The 16,510-nt window shown below is 64.2% G+C and carries 17 protein-coding genes; 10 read left to right on the top strand and 7 right to left on the bottom strand.

Going from position 1 to position 16,510, the window contains the following annotated elements; all coding sequences use genetic code 11:
- The first annotated feature begins 6 nt into the window (after positions 1-6).
- The 6 genes from H928_RS0124995 to H928_RS0124970 all read left to right on the top strand — a co-directional run bounded on the left by H928_RS0124995 (position 7) and on the right by H928_RS0124970 (position 6,476).
- Positions 7-456, top strand: coding sequence for a DUF2147 domain-containing protein (locus H928_RS0124995; RefSeq protein ID WP_021028951.1), 450 nt, complete (start codon positions 7-9; stop codon positions 454-456).
- A gap of 68 nt (positions 457-524) precedes the next feature.
- Positions 525-2,933: a 3-hydroxyacyl-CoA dehydrogenase/enoyl-CoA hydratase family protein gene (locus H928_RS0124990; protein ID WP_021028950.1), complete on the top strand. Its 2,409-nt coding sequence runs from the start codon at positions 525-527 to the stop codon at positions 2,931-2,933.
- Between the two features lie 8 nt (positions 2,934-2,941).
- Positions 2,942-3,388: an endonuclease domain-containing protein gene (locus H928_RS0124985; RefSeq protein WP_204366345.1), complete on the top strand. Its 447-nt coding sequence runs from the start codon at positions 2,942-2,944 to the stop codon at positions 3,386-3,388.
- 5 nt (positions 3,389-3,393) lie between these two features.
- Entirely contained in the window at positions 3,394-4,593 is a 1,200-nt protein-coding gene (locus H928_RS0124980; RefSeq protein WP_021028948.1) for an acetyl-CoA C-acyltransferase, read from the top strand.
- Between the two features lie 164 nt (positions 4,594-4,757).
- Positions 4,758-5,600 carry an acyl-CoA thioesterase II gene (locus tag H928_RS0124975; protein WP_021028947.1) on the top strand — a complete coding sequence of 281 codons (843 nt, stop codon included), beginning with the start codon at positions 4,758-4,760 and terminating at the stop codon, positions 5,598-5,600.
- Between the two features lie 93 nt (positions 5,601-5,693).
- The gene (locus H928_RS0124970; protein ID WP_021028946.1) at positions 5,694-6,476 is read left to right on the top strand and encodes an enoyl-CoA hydratase; all 783 of its coding nucleotides are present in this window, start codon (positions 5,694-5,696) and stop codon (positions 6,474-6,476) included.
- Here H928_RS0124970 and H928_RS29850 read toward each other — a convergent pair.
- The 3 genes from H928_RS29850 to H928_RS29845 are packed head-to-tail and all read right to left on the bottom strand — an operon-like array spanning position 6,463 to position 8,791.
- Complete coding sequence (locus H928_RS29850; protein ID WP_021028945.1) at positions 6,463-7,296, bottom strand: ChbG/HpnK family deacetylase; 834 nt, start codon at positions 7,294-7,296, stop codon at positions 6,463-6,465. The genes H928_RS0124970 and H928_RS29850 overlap by 14 nt on opposite strands.
- A 5-nt stretch (positions 7,297-7,301) precedes the next feature.
- Positions 7,302-7,727 (bottom strand): GtrA family protein, encoded by a 426-nt coding sequence (locus H928_RS0124960; RefSeq protein WP_373604942.1) that lies wholly within the window; start codon positions 7,725-7,727, stop codon positions 7,302-7,304.
- Positions 7,724-8,791 (bottom strand): glycosyltransferase family 2 protein, encoded by a 1,068-nt coding sequence (locus tag H928_RS29845; protein ID WP_021028943.1) that lies wholly within the window; start codon positions 8,789-8,791, stop codon positions 7,724-7,726. The genes H928_RS0124960 and H928_RS29845 overlap by 4 nt, the downstream gene beginning before the upstream one ends.
- Positions 8,792-8,890: 99 nt before the next feature.
- Between H928_RS29845 and H928_RS0124950 the strand changes: the two genes are divergently transcribed.
- Both H928_RS0124950 and H928_RS0124945 read left to right on the top strand, forming a co-directional pair.
- The gene (locus H928_RS0124950; protein ID WP_021028942.1) at positions 8,891-9,406 is read left to right on the top strand and encodes a thioesterase family protein; all 516 of its coding nucleotides are present in this window, start codon (positions 8,891-8,893) and stop codon (positions 9,404-9,406) included.
- 172 nt (positions 9,407-9,578) lie between these two features.
- Complete coding sequence (locus H928_RS0124945; RefSeq protein ID WP_021028941.1) at positions 9,579-10,199, top strand: polymer-forming cytoskeletal protein; 621 nt, start codon at positions 9,579-9,581, stop codon at positions 10,197-10,199.
- A gap of 102 nt (positions 10,200-10,301) precedes the next feature.
- On the opposite strand, the gene H928_RS0124940 is transcribed toward H928_RS0124945, so the two are convergent.
- Positions 10,302-10,715 carry an acyl-CoA thioesterase gene (locus H928_RS0124940; protein ID WP_021028940.1) on the bottom strand — a complete coding sequence of 138 codons (414 nt, stop codon included), beginning with the start codon at positions 10,713-10,715 and terminating at the stop codon, positions 10,302-10,304.
- Positions 10,716-10,756: 41 nt separating this feature from the next.
- On the opposite strand from H928_RS0124940, the gene H928_RS0124935 reads away from it, so the two are divergent.
- Positions 10,757-12,583, top strand: a complete 1,827-nt coding sequence (locus H928_RS0124935; RefSeq protein WP_021028939.1) for an ABC transporter ATP-binding protein/permease — start codon at positions 10,757-10,759, stop codon at positions 12,581-12,583.
- A gap of 13 nt (positions 12,584-12,596) precedes the next feature.
- On the opposite strand, the gene H928_RS0124930 is transcribed toward H928_RS0124935, so the two are convergent.
- The 3 genes from H928_RS0124930 to H928_RS0124920 all read right to left on the bottom strand — a co-directional run bounded on the left by H928_RS0124930 (position 12,597) and on the right by H928_RS0124920 (position 15,271).
- Positions 12,597-13,037 carry a polyhydroxyalkanoate granule-associated phasin gene (locus H928_RS0124930; protein ID WP_021028938.1) on the bottom strand — a complete coding sequence of 147 codons (441 nt, stop codon included), beginning with the start codon at positions 13,035-13,037 and terminating at the stop codon, positions 12,597-12,599.
- Between the two features lie 171 nt (positions 13,038-13,208).
- Positions 13,209-13,610: a DUF779 domain-containing protein gene (locus H928_RS0124925; protein ID WP_027011387.1), complete on the bottom strand. Its 402-nt coding sequence runs from the start codon at positions 13,608-13,610 to the stop codon at positions 13,209-13,211.
- 140 nt (positions 13,611-13,750) lie between these two features.
- Positions 13,751-15,271: an aldehyde dehydrogenase family protein gene (locus tag H928_RS0124920; RefSeq protein ID WP_021028936.1), complete on the bottom strand. Its 1,521-nt coding sequence runs from the start codon at positions 15,269-15,271 to the stop codon at positions 13,751-13,753.
- A 295-nt stretch (positions 15,272-15,566) separates the two neighbouring features.
- On the opposite strand from H928_RS0124920, the gene H928_RS0124915 reads away from it, so the two are divergent.
- On the top strand, positions 15,567-16,510 hold a 944-nt coding region (locus H928_RS0124915; RefSeq protein ID WP_021028935.1), incomplete at its 3' end, for a sigma-54-dependent Fis family transcriptional regulator.

Below are 16,510 nucleotides of genomic sequence, written 5' to 3'. Positions count from 1 at the left end.
ACCCTGATGCAAACCTTGCTGAAACCTGTGCTGATGGTGGCTGGCAGCTTGGCGGTGGCACTGCCAGCGCTGGCTGCCGAGATGTCGCCGGTGGGCCTGTGGCGCACCTTTGACGAGAAAAGCGGTGAGCCCAAGTCCGAGGTGCGCATCAGCGACAGCGGCGGGGTGCTCAGCGGCAAGGTGGAAAAGCTGCTGCGCAAGGGCGCCGATCCGCAGGCCGTCTGCGACCGCTGCAGCGATGACCGCAAGGGCCAGCCGCTCGTCGGCCTGGAGATCATCCGGGGTGCCAAGCAGGCGCAGGGCAAGGCGGTCTGGGAAGACGGCAAGATCCTCGACCCGGAAAACGGCAGCAGCTACAGCTTGAAGCTCACACCTGCTGACAACGGCAACAAGCTCGATGTGCGCGGATCGATTGGCCCCTTTGGCCGCACGCAGACCTGGTCGCGCGTCGAATAGGTTTTGACTGAAACTGGCTGCCAGCTTGCGATTTAGAAGCGCTGGCAGCTCTCTAAAGTGGAGTAACCATGTCCCGATTTGTGGTGAAAAAAGTGGCGGTGCTTGGAGCCGGCGTGATGGGCGCGCAGATTGCGGCCCACCTCGTCAATGTGCGCGTGCCGGTGGTGCTGTTTGACCTGCCGGCCAAGGAAGGCCCCAAAAGCGCCATTGCCCAGAAGGCGATTGCCAACCTGAAAAAGCTCAAGCCCTCACCGCTGGGTGTGGCGGCAGAAGCCGACCTGATCACGCCCGCCAACTACGAAGAGCACCTGGCGCAGCTCAAGGACTGCGACCTGGTGATCGAGGCGATTGCCGAGCGCATGGACTGGAAGCGTGACCTCTACCACCAGATCGCGCCCTTTGTTGCACCCCATGCGATCCTGGCCTCCAACACCTCGGGCCTGTCGATCACGGCCTTGTCGGAAGCCTTGCCCGAGCAGCTGCGCCACCGCTTCTGCGGCATCCACTTCTTCAACCCTCCGCGCTATATGCAGCTGGTGGAGCTGATACCGACCGCAGCGACCGAGCCCCAGGTGCTGGACCAGCTCGAAAGCTTTGCGACCAGCCAGCTGGGCAAGGGCGTCGTCCGCGCCAAGGACACGCCCAACTTTGTTGCCAACCGCGTCGGCGTGGCCGGCATGCTGTCGACCATGGCCGAGGCCGAGCGCTTTGGCCTCAGCTACGACGTGGTCGACGACCTGACCGGCAAGAAGCTGGGGCGCGCCAGCTCGGGCACCTTCCGCACTGCCGATGTGGTGGGCCTGGACACCTTGGCCCATGTCATCGCCACCATGCAGACCCAGCTGACGGCGCAGAGCGACTCGTTCTACGCCAGCTACACGACGCCAGCGGTATTGACCCAGCTGATCGCCAACGGCGCGCTGGGCCAGAAGACCAAGGCAGGTTTTTACCGCAAGACCAAGCTGGGCATCGAGCGCTTTGACCCCGAGCACCAGGCCTATGTGCCTTCGGGCGAAAAGGGCAATGACGTCTACACCCGCATGCTGAAAAAGCCGGCCGGCGAGCGCCTGCAGCTGCTGCGCAATAGTGAAGGCGCACAAGGCCAGTTCCTCTGGGCCATCTTGCGCAACAGCTTCCACTACGCCGCCGTGCATCTGAAAGACATTGCCGACAATGCCCGCGATGTGGATCTGGCCATGCGCTGGGGCTTTGGCATGCAGCAAGGCCCGTTCGAGCTGTGGCAGGAAGCCGGCTGGCTGCAGGTGGCCAAGATGGTGCAGGAAGACATTGACGCTGGCAAGGCACTCAGCCCCGAGCCGCTGCCGCAGTGGGTGTTTGAAGGCCCCGTGGCGGACGCCGGCGGTGTGCACACCGCGCAGGGCTCCTGGAGCGCTGCCGAGAGCCGCTTTGTCCCGCGCCGCGATCTGCCGGTCTATGCGCGCCAGCTGTTCCCCGAGCGCGTGCTGGGTGAGGCGAGCGCGCCCGCGCAGGACTGGCGCACGGCAGGCCGCACGCTGGCCGAGAGCAAGGCCTCGCGCAGCTGGACCCTGGATGACCAGGTGCTGGTCTTCAGCATCAAGACCAAGATGCATGCGATCAGCCCCGATGTGATGGAAGACCTGCAGGCCGCGCTGGCGCTGGCCGAAAAGGACTTTGATGCGATGGTCGTCTGGTCGGGCGATGCACCTTTCAGCGTGGGCGCCGATCTGCAGGCGATGATGCCGGCCTTTGCCCTGCAAGGCCCGATTGCCATCGACCAGATCGAGCAGGTGATGCAGCAGCTCTTCCTGTCGGTGCGCTATGCGCAGATCCCGGTGGTGGGCGCGGTGCATGGCATGGCGCTGGGCGGCGGCTGCGAGCTGCTGCTGCACTGCGCACGCCGCGTGGCGCATATGGAGAGCTATATCGGCCTGGTGGAGATGGGCGTGGGCCTGGTGCCCGGCGCCGGCGGCCTCACCAATGTGGCCTACCAGGCCGCGCGCCATGCGCAGTATTCCACCGGCACGGATCTGCTGCCCTTCCTGGCCAATGGCTTTACCGCAGCCGCCAAGGCCACCGTCGGCACCAGCGCGCTGGAGTCGCAGGCCATCGGCTACCTGCAGGCCGATGATGTCATCGTGCCGCACCGCGACGAGCTGCTGTTTGTGGCGCTGACCCAGGCCAAGGCCATGGCGCAATCGGGCTGGCGCCCACCGCAGCGCAAGCCTTTCCCGGTGGCCGGCCGCAGTGGTGCAGCCACCTTGCGCAGCACCCTCGTCAATATGCGCGAAGGCGGCTTCATCACCGAGCACGACATGCTGATTGCCAGCCATATGGCCGATGTGGTCTGCGGCGGCGATGTGGATGCCGGCACCCTGGTGAACGAGGAATACCTGATGGCGCTGGAGCGCAAGGCCTTCACCGACCTGATCGTGAAGGAAAAAACCCAGGAGCGCATTCTGGGCATGCTGAACACCGGCAAGCCCGTCCGTAACTGAGGCCCACCGTGGAAAAGCAACCCTTGTCCCCCAACTCCCTCTCCCGCTCGCGGGAGAGGGCAGGGGTGAGGGCGGATGTCAAAGTGCAGCAGGCCCGCGCCCTGCGCCAAGCCTCCACCACCGCAGAACAACTGCTCTGGCGCCACCTGCGCAACCGCCAACTGGCGGGCGCCAAGTTCCGCAGACAGCATCCGCTGGGGCCCTACATCCTGGATTTTGTCTGTCTGGAGCAGGGCCTGGTGGTTGAACTGGATGGCGGCCAGCATGCAGATCTGCAGGCGCAAGCCTATGACCAGCAGCGCTCTGCCTGGTTGCAGCAGCAGGGCTTGCGCGTGCTGCGATTTTGGAACCATGAGGTTGTACAACAAACGAATGAGGTGCTTGCACGTGTGCTGCAGGCCCTCACCCCGGCCCTCTCCCGCGCGCGGGAGAGGGAGGTGAATACCGAGGACTAGTCATCATGAGTAAACAAGTTCAAGACGCCTACATCGTTGCGGCGACGCGCACGCCGATTGGCAAGTCGCACAAAGGCTATCTGCGCAATATGCGCCCTGACGATCTGCTGGCCACCACGATGAAGGCCGTGCTGGCGCAGGCGCCGGGGCTGGACCCGCAGGCGATTGAGGATGTGGTCTGCGGCTGCGCGATCCCCGAAGCCCAGCAGGGCCTGAATGTGGCACGCATCAGTGCGGTGCTGGCAGGGCTGCCGGTAGGAGTGGGCGGGGTGACCGTCAACCGCTTTTGCGCATCGGGCCTGACGGCCTTGCAGATGGCGGCCGACCGCATCCGCGTGGGTGAGGCCGATGTGATGATCGCTGCCGGTGTCGAGAGCATGAGCATGGTGCCGATGATGGGCAACTCGCCGTCGCTGTCGCCGTCCATCTTTGAGCGCGAAGGCGATGTCGGCATTGCCTACGGCATGGGCCTGACGGCCGAGAAAGTCGCGCAGCGCTGGAAGGTGAGCCGCGATGCGCAGGATGCCTTTGCACTGCAGTCGCACCAGCGTGCGCTGGCAGCGCAGCAGGCGGGGGATTTTGCCGCCGAGATCACGCCGATCACCGTGACCGACCGGGGGGTGGACATCGCCCGGGGTGAGGCGGTCAGCCGCTCGCGCACGGTGGAGCTCGATGAAGGCCCGCGCCCGGACACCTCGATCGAAGGCCTGGCCAAGCTGCGCACCGTGTTTGCGGCGCGCGGCTCGGTCACTGCCGGCAACAGCTCGCAGACCAGCGATGGCGCCGGTGCGCTGCTGGTGGTGAGCGAGGCGGCCCTCAAGCGCTTCAACCTGACGCCGCTGGCGCGCTTTGTCAGCTACGCCAGCAAGGGCGTGCCGCCCGAGATCATGGGCATCGGCCCGATCGAGGCGATCCCGGTGGCGCTGCGCCATGCGGGCCTGTCCTTGCAGGATATCGACTGGATCGAGCTGAACGAGGCCTTTGCCGCGCAGTCGATCGCGGTCATGCAGCAGCTGGGTATGGACCCGGCCAAGGTCAACCCCATGGGCGGCGCGATTGCGCTGGGTCACCCGCTGGGCGCGACGGGCGCCATCCGCGCGGCCACCGTCGTGCATGCGCTGCAGCGCAACAAGCTCAAATACGGCATGGTGACCATGTGCGTGGGCATGGGGCAGGGCGCGGCGGGCATTCTGGAGCGCGTCTAAACCGGCGCTGGCCACGGCATCTGTCGCCCACTGGGCTGCAACAGATGCCGTTGGCTGCTAATGTAGGGTGGCAGAAAATGCAACTGCAAGACAGGTCTTGAAAGGCTTGGTACGGGCACATGGCGTTTTCAGCGGATTCGAAAATTTCTGCGAAAGATGTCCGAATGAGTGAACTCTCCACCCCCAACGAACGCCATGCCTTTGACCGTGCGATGGCGATGCAACCCAGCGGCCAGAACCAGTATGCGGCGCAGGCCAGCCAGGACTACTGGAACATGGTGGGGCCCTACGGCGGCATAACAGCAGCCCAAGTGGCCCAGGCCGTGCTGCAGCACCCGCAGCGCCTGGGGGACCTGGTGGCGATCACCGTGAACTACGCCGGCGCCGTGGGCGAGCGGCCTTATGTGATCGAGGCCATTCCGGCCCGCACCAACCGCAGCACCCAGCACTGGATCATCACCCTGCGCGAGCAGGATGCCGAGGGCCAGTGGTCCACCACGACCACCGCGACCGCGATGACCGCAGTGGCGCGTGATACCTGGTCGGATGACGAGTACGCGATGCCCGAGGTGCCGCCTTCCAGCGCGGTGGAGCGCTACACCACCGATTTCCGCGTGGAATGGCTGAACCGCTACAACATCCGTCCGCTGCTGGGCGGCTATCCGACGGCGTGGGACGGCGCGAGCAGCCCGAGTCTGACTCGCATGTGGGTCAGTGACGAGCCCCCGCGCCCGCTCGATGTGCCGGCGCTCACCTCGCTGTGCGATGTCTTCTTTCCCCGCATCTGGCTGCGCCGTGCCAAGCGCGTGCCGGTGGGCACCGTGTCCTTGACGGTCTATGTGCATGCCAGTGCCGAGCAACTGGCAGCGGTGGGCAGCCAGCCGGTATTGGCCCAGGCGCAAGGCCAGGGCTTTCGGGATGGTTTTTTTGACCAGACTGCGCAGATCTGGTCCCCCCAAGGCGTTTTGCTGGCCACCAGCCACCAGCTGGTCTACTACAAGGAATAAGGCGCGCCAAATCCGGTTAGCATGCCAGCGTCTTCGGTGCGCGCCCTGGCCGTGGCCCGGGCTCAGTACCGACCCCTTTTTTGAGAGACTGTTATGACGATCCAATCCTCCTGCGACGATATCCGGGTGCTGGCCGAAGCGGGCATTTGCACCATCACCTTCAACCGGGTGGCCAAGAAGAACTCGCTGACCGGTGCCATGTACCTGGCCCTGGCAGAGATCTTGCAGCAGGCCGCCAGCAGCGCCGAGGTGCGCGTGGTGCTGTTCCAGGGTGATGCCTCGGTGTTCACCGCCGGCAATGACCTGGGCGACTTCCTCCATGGCCCCAAGCCCGATGACAATGCGCCGCCGTTCCAGTTCCTGCAGGCGTTGGCGGCCTTCCCCAAGCCCATCGTCGCGGCCGTCTGCGGCCCGGCCGTGGGCATTGGCACGACGATGCTGCTGCACTGCGACCTGGTCTATGCCGGTGACAACGCGATGTTCTCGCTGCCCTTCGTGAACCTGGGCTTCTGCCCTGAAGGCGCGTCGAGCCTGCTGCTGCCGCAGCTGATGGGCCACCAGCGCGCCTGCGAAGCCTTGCTGCTGGGCGACCCCTTCATGGCCGAGGCGGCACTGGAAGTGGGCCTGGTCAACCGCGTGGTGCCACCGACCGAATGCAACACCATCGCCCAGGCGCAAGCCGCCAAGCTGGCCGCCAAGCCGCTGGCCTCGCTGATGGCCAGCAAGCGCCTGCTCAAGAGCGGCCAGATGGCGGCCGTTCAGTCGCGCATCGCCGAAGAAGGCCGTGTGTTTGCCGATCTGCTGCAGCAGCCCGCTGCCAAAGAGGCGATGCAGGCCTTTATGGAAAAGCGCAAGCCCAACTTCAGCGGTCTGTGATCGCTGCTTGGGCGCCCTTGCCAGGGGCCAGCTTGCCAATGTGGCAGCCCTTCGCTGCCAGCAGCGCGCCAAACGCGGGCGAGCGCAGATAGGCCCATTCCACCGGCCGCTGCTGGCCAATGGCGTCGTCTGGCATCGGCGTTTGCGCCGGGTGGCACATCAACAAGCTGCCGTCTTGGCATTCGGCCAGCCATTGCGCCATCAGGCCGCCATAGGCGTCTTGCGTCGGCGCATCAAAACCATAGACGCCCGCAAAGCCCCGGTTCGTCGCCCAGTGCTGGCGCTGCAGCTGGTGGCTGAGGCGCCAGCCGCCCAGAAGCGCAATCGTGGCCGATTTGGCCTGCCAGCGCAAAGCGCCTGCAGGGGCCGTGGAGCGGATCCAGATCTGCCGCGCCGCTGCGCCATAGCGCGCTTCAAGTTCAGCCAGCATCGCTTTGCGCACGCCGGGCAGCTGGTGCACATGCTGGTGGCCATCCACATAGACGGGCGGCATGCCCAACGCATCCTCAAAGGCATCGAGCTGGCGGCGCCAGGCATCGCGCAGCGCAGCGGCAGACAGCCGGGCGGTATAGGCCTGGCTGAGAATGCGCGTGATGGGGGTATCGGGCGCTAGGCCATGGCCTTCGGTCAGGTTGAAATGCAGGCCCAGGTCCAGCTGGCCGCGCACAGCCGGCAAGGCGCGCGCCGCGTTGCGCCAGCCCGGCGCCGTGGTCATGCAGCTGGTGGCCGAGAGGCGGCCCAGCGCCGCCAGCTCCAGCACGGCGGCGTCGACAGCCGGGTGCAGCGCAAAATCGTCGGCGCAGAGGGTGATGTGTTTCATGGTGCTCAGTGCGGCGCAGCGTGGGCAAAGGCCCAGCATTTGGCCGCGGCAAAGGTGAATACCGCCACGACGACCAGCACCGCGACCAGGCTCCAGGCATAGTGCCAGTGCAGCTGGTGCAGTGCCAGGTAGTACAGCAGTTCATTGAGGGCGAAGGAGCTGCAGGCGACCAGAAAGAAGCGCGGCAGCGCCTGGGCATGCGGCGCCTTTTTATCGGCAAAGGTCAGCCAGGCGTGGCCGCTGTAGCTGACCACAAAGGCGACCAGAAAAGCCAGTACATTGGCCAGCAGCGGCGCCATGCCTGTGCTGCCCACCAAGAGCAGCACCACCAGCAAATGCGTGGCTGCTGCCGAGCCGCCCACGGCAATAAACTGCAGGCCCTGGGGCAGCCTGCGCAGGCGCTCGAGCGCAGCAGCGATCCGCAAGCTCAGGACTCCGGTGGCATCGGCGCGACCGGTGCTGGCGCGGTGGCGGATGCGGGCACATGCGGCGGGGCAGCGGGCTCGCTGCTCACGGGGCTGCGGTCGTCGTTGTTCGCCACGATGTACAAAGGCCGGCGCTTGACCTCGTCATAGATGCGGCCGATGTACTCGCCCAGCATGCCGATGGACATCAGCTGCACGCCGGAGAACAGCATCAGGCCGGCGGCCAAGGTCGGCCAGCCGTCGATGGGGTTGTCCAGCACGATGGTCTCGATGGTGATGTAGATGCCGTAGATGATGGCCATCACCGAGATGCAAAAGCCCACCAGGCTCCAGATGCGCAGCGGCAAGGTGGTGAACGAGGTCAGCCCCTGGAAGGCCAGCGCGAAGAGCCGGTGAAAATTGAAGCTGGACTGGCCGCTGCGCCGGCTGTCGGGCACAAAGGGCAGCGCCACGCTCTTGAAGCCGACCCAGGCGTACAGGCCCTTCATGAAACGGTTGCGCTCGGGCAGCTGGCGCAGCGCATCGACCACCTTGCGGTCCATGAGCCGGAAATCGCCCGCGTTCTCGGGGATATGCACGGCGTTGTCGCGGTTCATCAGGTAGTAGAACAGCCAGGTGCCCCAGCGCTTGGCCTTGGCCTCGCCGGCGCGGTCGGCAATCACGCCATAGACCATGTCATAGCCGCTCTGCCAGAGCTGCACCATCTCGGCAATCAGCGGCAGCGGGTGCTGAAAATCCGCATCGATCAACAGCACCGCATTGCCGCGTGCATAGTCGAGCCCGGCGGTCATCGCCGCTTCCTTGCCAAAATTGCGCGCCAGCTGGATGTAGTGCAGCGGCAGCTGCTGGCCCAGGCGCTGGGCCACCTCGTCGGTCGCATCCTTGCTGCCATCGTTGACCAGCACGATCTCGCAATCGACGGACAGCGCACGCACCGTCTCGTACAAGGCGGGCAGAAAGGCTTCCAGGTTGCTGGCTTCGTTATAGGCGGGCACCACGCAGCTCAGGCGCAAGGGCGGCCGGGGCGCCGTGCGGGCGGTGGGCGGAGCGGGGGGCAGGGTGTCAGGCATAGATGGGCTGTATTTGCGCGCAGTCTAGCGCATGGCGCAGCGGCATCCCAGCAGAATCTGCGATTGCCGTGCCGGGCACTTGACTGCATACTGCGGTGGATGAGCACCGCCACCTTGCCCACCCCGCGCCTCGAAGCACCAGCCTATGTCTCTATGCAGGGCCTGGATAACGCCTATGTTGAAGGCCTGCGCGACATTTTTGAAGAGCGCATCGTCTTCAACAAGCTCTTGGGGCTCAAGCTCCAGACCGTGCAGGACGACGCGGTCTGGGCCAGCCTGGAGATGCGCAATGAACTGATCGGCCACTTTGGCCTGCAGCGGGTGCATGGCGGCGTCATCAGTGCCAGCCTGGATGCGCTGGGCGGCATCGCGGTGATGGCGGCCTCCGGCGCCAAGCATGTGGGTGAGCCGGTGATGCAGCGCCTGATGCGTTTTGCCAAGCTGGGCACCATTGATTTGCGGGTCGACTACCTGCGCCCCGGCACCCATGGCCCCTTTGGGCTGCAGGCCCGGGTGCTGCGGCTGGGCTCACGCGTGGCGACGACGCGCTCGGATTTTTGCGACAGCAGCGGCCAGGTGCTGGCCACGGCCACGGCGGCCTATATCGTGTCCTGATGCGGGCTGGCGGCGCTGTTGCGATGTTGGGAAATGTGAGATTTGTCCGACCGATGAAAATATTGATAGGAAAGGCCGCCATAGTTGCCGCCTGTTACGACTAGTGTCAAATTTTGTGAACACCCTAGCTATAAATTGAATAGCATGTAGAAGCTTTTCACAAGGAGAACCGATGGCTGTACAAAACCCTTTTTTCGGCGGACGCCGTGACAATGACTCTTCCGCCTCCAAGTTCATGGGAGGCAATGCCTCCAGTACATCGGGCAGCACCTTGCCCAGTACGGCGGCGGGCTCGGCCAGCTCCGTGCTCGGCGGCAACCTGAGCGGCCACAAGGCCGATGAGCCCAGCAACCCTTCTCCTACCTCTTCCTATACCAGCACTGTGACCACTGATACCACCGCCGGCACCGGCAGCAAACTGACTGTTGGCCCCAATATCAAGCTCAAGGGCGTTGAGATCACCGATTGCGACACCTTGGTGGTGGAAGGCACGGTCGAGGCCACGATGGATTCGCGCGTGATCCAGATCACTGCAGAAGGCGCCTTCCGTGGCTCGGCGGAAATCGACATTGCCGAGATCCATGGTGAATTCGAAGGCAACCTGACCGTGCGCGACAAGCTGGTGATTTTTGGCAGCGGCCGTGTGCATGGCAAGATCCGCTACGGCAAGGTCATCATCGAAGAAGGCGGCCAACTGACCGGCGAGATCGAGTGCTCCAACAGCACGCGCAAGCCCGTGGCCGCCAGCACCACCGCTACCAAGACGGAAAAGCCGGCTGAAAGCCTGGCTTGATCGCTGAGGCCCCGGCCTCCCGCTTGTGAAAAAGCCGCTGCAGCGCAGGTTTGCGTTGCAGCGGCTTTGGTGTTTTTAGGCCGGTCGCTGACCCGTGGCCGGTCAGACCGGCAGCGGAGGCACGGTGCGGGGGTGGCCTTCGTCGTCGATGGCGACATAGGTCAAGGTCGCCTCGGTTACCTTGAAGAACTGGCCTTGCTTGGACAGGCGCTCGGCAAACACCTCGACCTGGACCGTCATCGACGTCGTGCCCACGCGCACCAGCTTGGCGTAGAACGACAGGATGTCGCCCACGCGCACGGGCTGCTTGAAGATGAATTCATTGACCGCCACGGTGACGGTGCGGCCGCGCGAGTGGCGCAGCGGCAGCACCGAGCCGCCCAGGTCCACCTGCGACATGACCCAGCCGCCAAAGATATCGCCGTTGGCATTGCAGTCGGCAGGCATGGGAACCACGCGCAAAACCAGCTCTTTGTCCTGGGGAAGCGCGTTGGATGCGGTGCGTGGGGTATTCATGGTCACAATGGAGGTCTATAACAAACCCACCATTGTCTCCGATGCGACGTTATGCCGAGGCGCCCGCCGCCACAAGCCCTACCCCTAGTGATGGAAAAAATCTGACCGCTGGCGACGGCCGTACCTTGAAGCGGCTGCTGCCCTATCTCTGGACCTACAAATGGCGCGTGCTCGCGGCCCTGGTGCTGATGGTGGGGGCCAAGGTGGCCAATGTCGGGGTGCCGGTGCTGCTCAAGCATGTGGTCGATGCGCTCGATATCCGGCCCGGTCAGCCACAGGCCTTGCTGGTGGTGCCGGTGGGCCTGCTGCTGGCCTATGGGGGCCTACGGCTTTTGACCTCGGTATTTGGCGAGCTGCGCGAGCTGGTGTTCTCCAAGGCCACGCAGGGCGCCGCGCGCGCAATTGCGCTGCAGACCTTTGAGCATCTGCATGCGATGAGCCTGCGCTTTCACCTCGAGCGCCAGACCGGTGGCATGACGCGCGATATCGAGCGCGGCGTCAAAGGGGTCGAATCCCTCATCTCGTACTCGCTCTACAGCATCGTGCCCACCTTGATCGAGCTGGCGCTGGTGCTCGGCATCCTGGCCGTGCAGTTCGATATCTGGTTTGCCATCATCACCATCATCGCGCTCACGGTCTACATCACGTACACCGTCGTGGTCACCCAGTGGCGCACGCATTTTCGGCGCGAGGCCAACCTGATCGACTCCTCGGCGCACAGCAAGGCGATCGACTCGCTGCTGAACTACGAGACGGTGAAGTACTTCAACAACGAGGCCTTCGAGGCCCAGCGCTACGACGGCGATCTGGAAAAACTGCGCCGCTCGCGCCTCAAGAGCCAAAGCAGCCTGAGCCTGCTCAACAGCGGCCAGCAGCTGATCATTGCCGTGGCCTTGGTCGCGATGCTGTGGCGTGCCACCCAGGGCGTCGTCGATGGCAGGCTGAGCCTGGGCGATCTGGTGATGATCAATGCCTTCATGATCCAGCTGTACATTCCGCTCAATTTTCTGGGTACCTTGTACCGCGAGATCAAGCAAAGCCTGACCGACCTGGACCGCATGTTTGTGCTGATGGACCAGCAGCGCGAAGTGGCCGATGCCCCGACCGCCCAGCCGCTGACGCTGCAGGCCGAGCCCGAGCTGCGTTTTGACGACGTGTATTTTGCCTACCACCCCGGCCGCCCCATTTTGCAGGGCCTGAGCTTTGTCGTGCCTGCCGGCAAGACCGTCGCCGTGGTGGGCCCCTCGGGCGCTGGCAAATCCACCTTGGCGCGGCTGATCTTTCGTTTTTACGATGTGCAGTCGGGCGCCATCCGCATTGCGGGCCAGGACATCCGCGATCTGACGCAGGACAGCCTGCGCCGCGCCATCGGCATCGTGCCGCAGGACACCGTGCTGTTCAATGACACCGTCGCCTACAACATCGCCTATGGCCGGCCCGGCGCCTCGCAAGAGGAGGTGGTGCAGGCCGCGCAGGCCGCGCGTATCCACACGATGATCGCCGCCTCACCCGAAGGCTATGCCACCCGGGTGGGCGAGCGTGGGCTCAAACTGTCAGGCGGCGAAAAGCAGCGCGTGGCCATTGCCCGCACCTTGCTGAAGAACCCGCCGATCCTCATCTTTGACGAGGCCACCTCGGCGCTGGACTCGGCCAACGAGCGCGCCATCCAGCAGGAGCTGCAAAAGGCCGCACAGGGCAAGACCACCTTGGTGATTGCCCACCGCCTGTCCACCGTGGTGGATGCGCATGAGATTTTGGTGATGGACGCCGGCCGCATTGTGGAGCGCGGCACCCATGCGCAGCTGCTGGCGCTGGGCGCGCGCTATGCGAGCATGTGGGCACTGCAGCGCAACCAGGCGCAGCAATAGGGCTGAAGCCGGTTTAGCGCTTGCTGCGCGAGAGCCGCTTGGCGTTGCTCACCGCCTTGGCGTGGACGGGTGTGATGCCGGCATTGAGCACATCGGTGACGGCCCGTACCTGCTGCGTGACCATGCGCGAAGTGGCCTTGCCCACGCCAAACGCTGCGAGCGGATTGCTGCTGCTGGGGGTGAGCAGCCCGGGGGCCGTGTACAGGCTGGCGGCGGTCTGCCAATAGGCCGTGCAGGCCTGGGTCCACATGCCGATCCAGGATTCGTAGAAGGCGGCGACCTTCTCGTTGCCCATGCGGTAGAACTCCTGCTGGTCGCGTGCCGAGGGCTGGGAGCCCGCGAGCATCATGCGGCCGACGCGCTGTGCGACCACCTGGGGAGCAGCCAAGCTGAGCTCCAGGCTTTTGGTGGCCAGATTCTGGACCTTGGCTTGGGTAGTGTGTTGGGCAGTCATGGCTTCCACTGTGGGGTTGGTAGAGTGGAAATTGTAGAGAGCTTGCAAGAATGCTGCATTGCAACAATTTCACCAGCCTGCATCCATGGTTATTAATTAAGCTATTGAATAAAAAAGAATATTTCTATTTTTGCACCATGGTTGTGCAGTAGGCGCAACGCTTGCCATGGCCTAGGACTGCGCATTGTTTGCAATGCCTTGTGCGTCCTGTTGCTGCAGTGCCGCCAACTCCTCGTCGCTGAAGACGCGCGAGCGCGTATGGAAGGCCTTGCCCTCGGGCCCTTCGAGCGAGAAGGTGCCGCCGCCATGGGTGTCGATCACATCGATGATCAGCTGGGTGTGCTTCCAGTACGCATACTGGGAGGTGCTCATGTAAAACGGGCAACCGCCTATATCGCCCAGATAGACATCGCCCTGGCCAATGGTCAGCTCGCCGAGCAAATAGCAGTTGGCCGCGCTGTTGTCGCAGCAGCCGCCCGATTGGTGAAACATCAGGCCGGGGCCATGCTTGTCTTTGAGCAAGGCAATCAGCGCTTGCGCGGCCGGCGTGGCCACCACTTTTTCCACAACCATGTTGCTGTCTCCGGTGATGGCAGGCAAGGCATGGGCCATGCCTGCCGGTAGGGGTGGATTTGCACAGACCGGTGTGCGTGGCCCCAGTCCAAAGCGCCATGGCGCCCTGGGCCGGGCACACCGCCCAGCACACCGTTCTATTAGAAGAAGCCCAGCTTGTTTTCGGAGTAGGACACCAACAGATTCTTGGTCTGCTGGTAGTGGTTGAGCATCATCTTGTGGTTCTCACGGCCGATGCCGGACTCTTTGTAGCCGCCAAAGGCAGCGTGGGCGGGGTAGTGGTGGTAGCAGTTGGTCCAGACGCGGCCGGCCTTGATCGCGCGGCCCATGCGGTAGGCCAGGTTGCCGTTGCGCGTCCACACACCTGCGCCCAGGCCGTACAGCGTATCGTTGGCCAGCTCCAGCGCTTCTTCTTCGGTCTTGAAGGTGGTGACAGCCAGCACCGGGCCAAAGATCTCTTCCTGGAAGATGCGCATCTTGTTGTGGCCCTTGAACACCGTGGGCTGCACATAGTAGCCGCCGTCCAGATCGCCGCCGAGCTTGGCTTCGGCGCCGCCGATCAGCACCTCGGCGCCTTCCTGGCGGCCCAGGTCCAGGTAGCTGCTGATCTTGATCAGCTGCTCCTTGCTGGCCTGCGCGCCCATCATGCTGTCGGTGTCCAGCGGGTTGCCGTGCTTGATGGCAGCAATGCGCTTGAGCACCTTTTCCATGAAGCGGTCATAGATGGACTCATGGATCAGCGCGCGGCTCGGGCAGGTGCAGACCTCGCCCTGATTGAAGGCGAACAGCACCAGGCCTTCGATCGCCTTGTCGAGGAAGGCGTCGTCCTGGTCCATCACATCGGCAAAGAACACATTGGGCGACTTGCCGCCCAGCTCCAGCGTTGCGGGGATCAGGTTGTTGGCAGCAGCCTGGGCGATGACGCGGCCGGTGCTGGTCGAGCCGGTAAAGGCAATCTTGGCGATGCGCTTGCTGTTGGCCAGCGGCATGCCGGCCTCACGGCCATAGCCGTTGACCACGTTGAGCACGCCGGCGGGCAGCAGGTCTTCGATCAACTCGATGAGGATCAGCAGGCTGATGGGGGTGGATTCTGCGGGCTTGAGCACCACGCAGTTGCCCGCAGCAATGGCGGGGGCCAGCTTCCAGGCAGCCATCAGGATGGGGAAGTTCCAGGGAATGATCTGGCCGACGACGCCCAGCGGCTCGTGGTAGTGGTAGGCCACCGTCGTGCTGTCGATCTCGCTGATACCGCCTTCCTGCGCCCGCAGCGCGCCGGCAAAGTAGCGGAAATGGTCGGCCGACAGCGGAATGTCGGCATTGAGCGTCTCGCGGATCGCCTTGCCGTTGTCCACGGTCTCGGCGTAGGCCAGCAGTTCGGTATTCGCGTCGATGCGGTCGGCAATCTGCAGCAGCACATTGGAGCGCTCGGTCGCCGACTTCTTGCCCCAGGCGTCGGCCGCGGCATGGGCGGCATCCAGTGCCAGCTCCACATCTTCGGCGGTCGAGCGTGCGGCCTGTGTGTAGACCTGGCCGTTGATCGGCGAGATCACATCAAAGTACTGGCCTTTGACGGGCGCCTTCCACTGGCCGCCAATGAAGTTGTTGTACTGCTTTTTGTAGCTGATCTTGGCGCCCGATTGGCCGGGAAATACGTATTGCATGGTGTGTCTCCTTGGAAATGGATATCGCAAGCTGATTCGTGCCGGATGCAAGCAGGAAAAGGCACGAGTCACACCAGATATATCAAGATGCATGCCAGGCCTGATTTCGTGCCAAGTGGTTGATTTGTTTGAGCTTGCTGTGAAGCCCGGACAGCGGATGGAACAGCGCTGGACAAGGCAGGTGTTCCAATCTGGAACAGTCGGACAGCGGCATGGCTATTCACGGCGACCCGGCGCGGCCGCTTTCCTATACTGTCCCCATGGGCCTGCGCAGACAGGCTTGCAAGGAGACAACATGGATCCCCAGATCACCTCCCAGGTGCTGCGCCAGGCACGGGTGCATTTGTTGGCACATGGTGAATGCCCGCCCGGGGCCGTGCAGGCGCGCATTGCCAGCTCCTGGCAGCGCAGCCTGCGCGCGGGGGTGCAGCCGGTCGGCCGGGGGTCTGGCGGTGACCCGCTCACCGGCTCCGAAATGCGCCAGGTGCTCACGCGCAGCGAAGACCTGCTCGCCATTGCCCGGCCGGTGATGGACTATGTGTTCGAGCAGATCCAGGACAGCCACAGTATGGTCATCCTGGCCAACGCCCAAAGCACCTTGCTGCACACCTTGGGTGACGCCCCTTTCCTGAACAAGGCCGAGCGCGTGGCGCTGCGCAGTGGCGCGATCTGGACCGAAGAGGCGCGCGGCACGAATGCGATTGGCACGGCGCTGGTGGAAGCCACGCCGCTGCGCGTCGAAGGCGCGGAGCACTTTCTGGAGGCCAACAGTTTTTTGAACTGCGCAGCCTCGCCCATCTTCAGCGCCCAGGGCCAGCTGCTGGGCGTGCTCGATATCTCTGGCGACCAGCGCCTGGCCCAGGCCCATACCTTGGGGCTGGCCACCACCGCTGCCCGCATGATCGAAAACCGCTGGCTGCTGGCACGCCACCAGCGCGACTGGCGCATGCATTTCCACACCCAGGCCGAAGGGGTGGGCACTGCCGGCGAAGGCATTCTGGCGCTGGCGCCCGATGGCTTGCTGCTGGGCGGCAACCGCACCGCCATGCAAAGCCTCAAGATCGCTGCCGCCGACTGGGGCCATCTGCACTGGGACGATATCAGCGCGATGCCGCTGCGCGACTGGCTGGCCCGGGGCCACACCCAGACCGAGCGCCTGCATCTGGCGGCCCTGCACACCGGCCGCAGCGTGTTTGCGCGCCTGGTGTTGCCCCAGGCGGCGCAGGCCACGCCGGTGGC

Origin of the sequence: Comamonas sp. B-9 (assembly GCF_000410635.1) — a bacterium.
Classification (GTDB): domain Bacteria; phylum Pseudomonadota; class Gammaproteobacteria; order Burkholderiales; family Burkholderiaceae_C; genus Comamonas.
The sequence above is the reverse complement of the archived record's forward strand: the minus strand, read 5'-3'. Positions and strand labels throughout refer to the sequence as shown.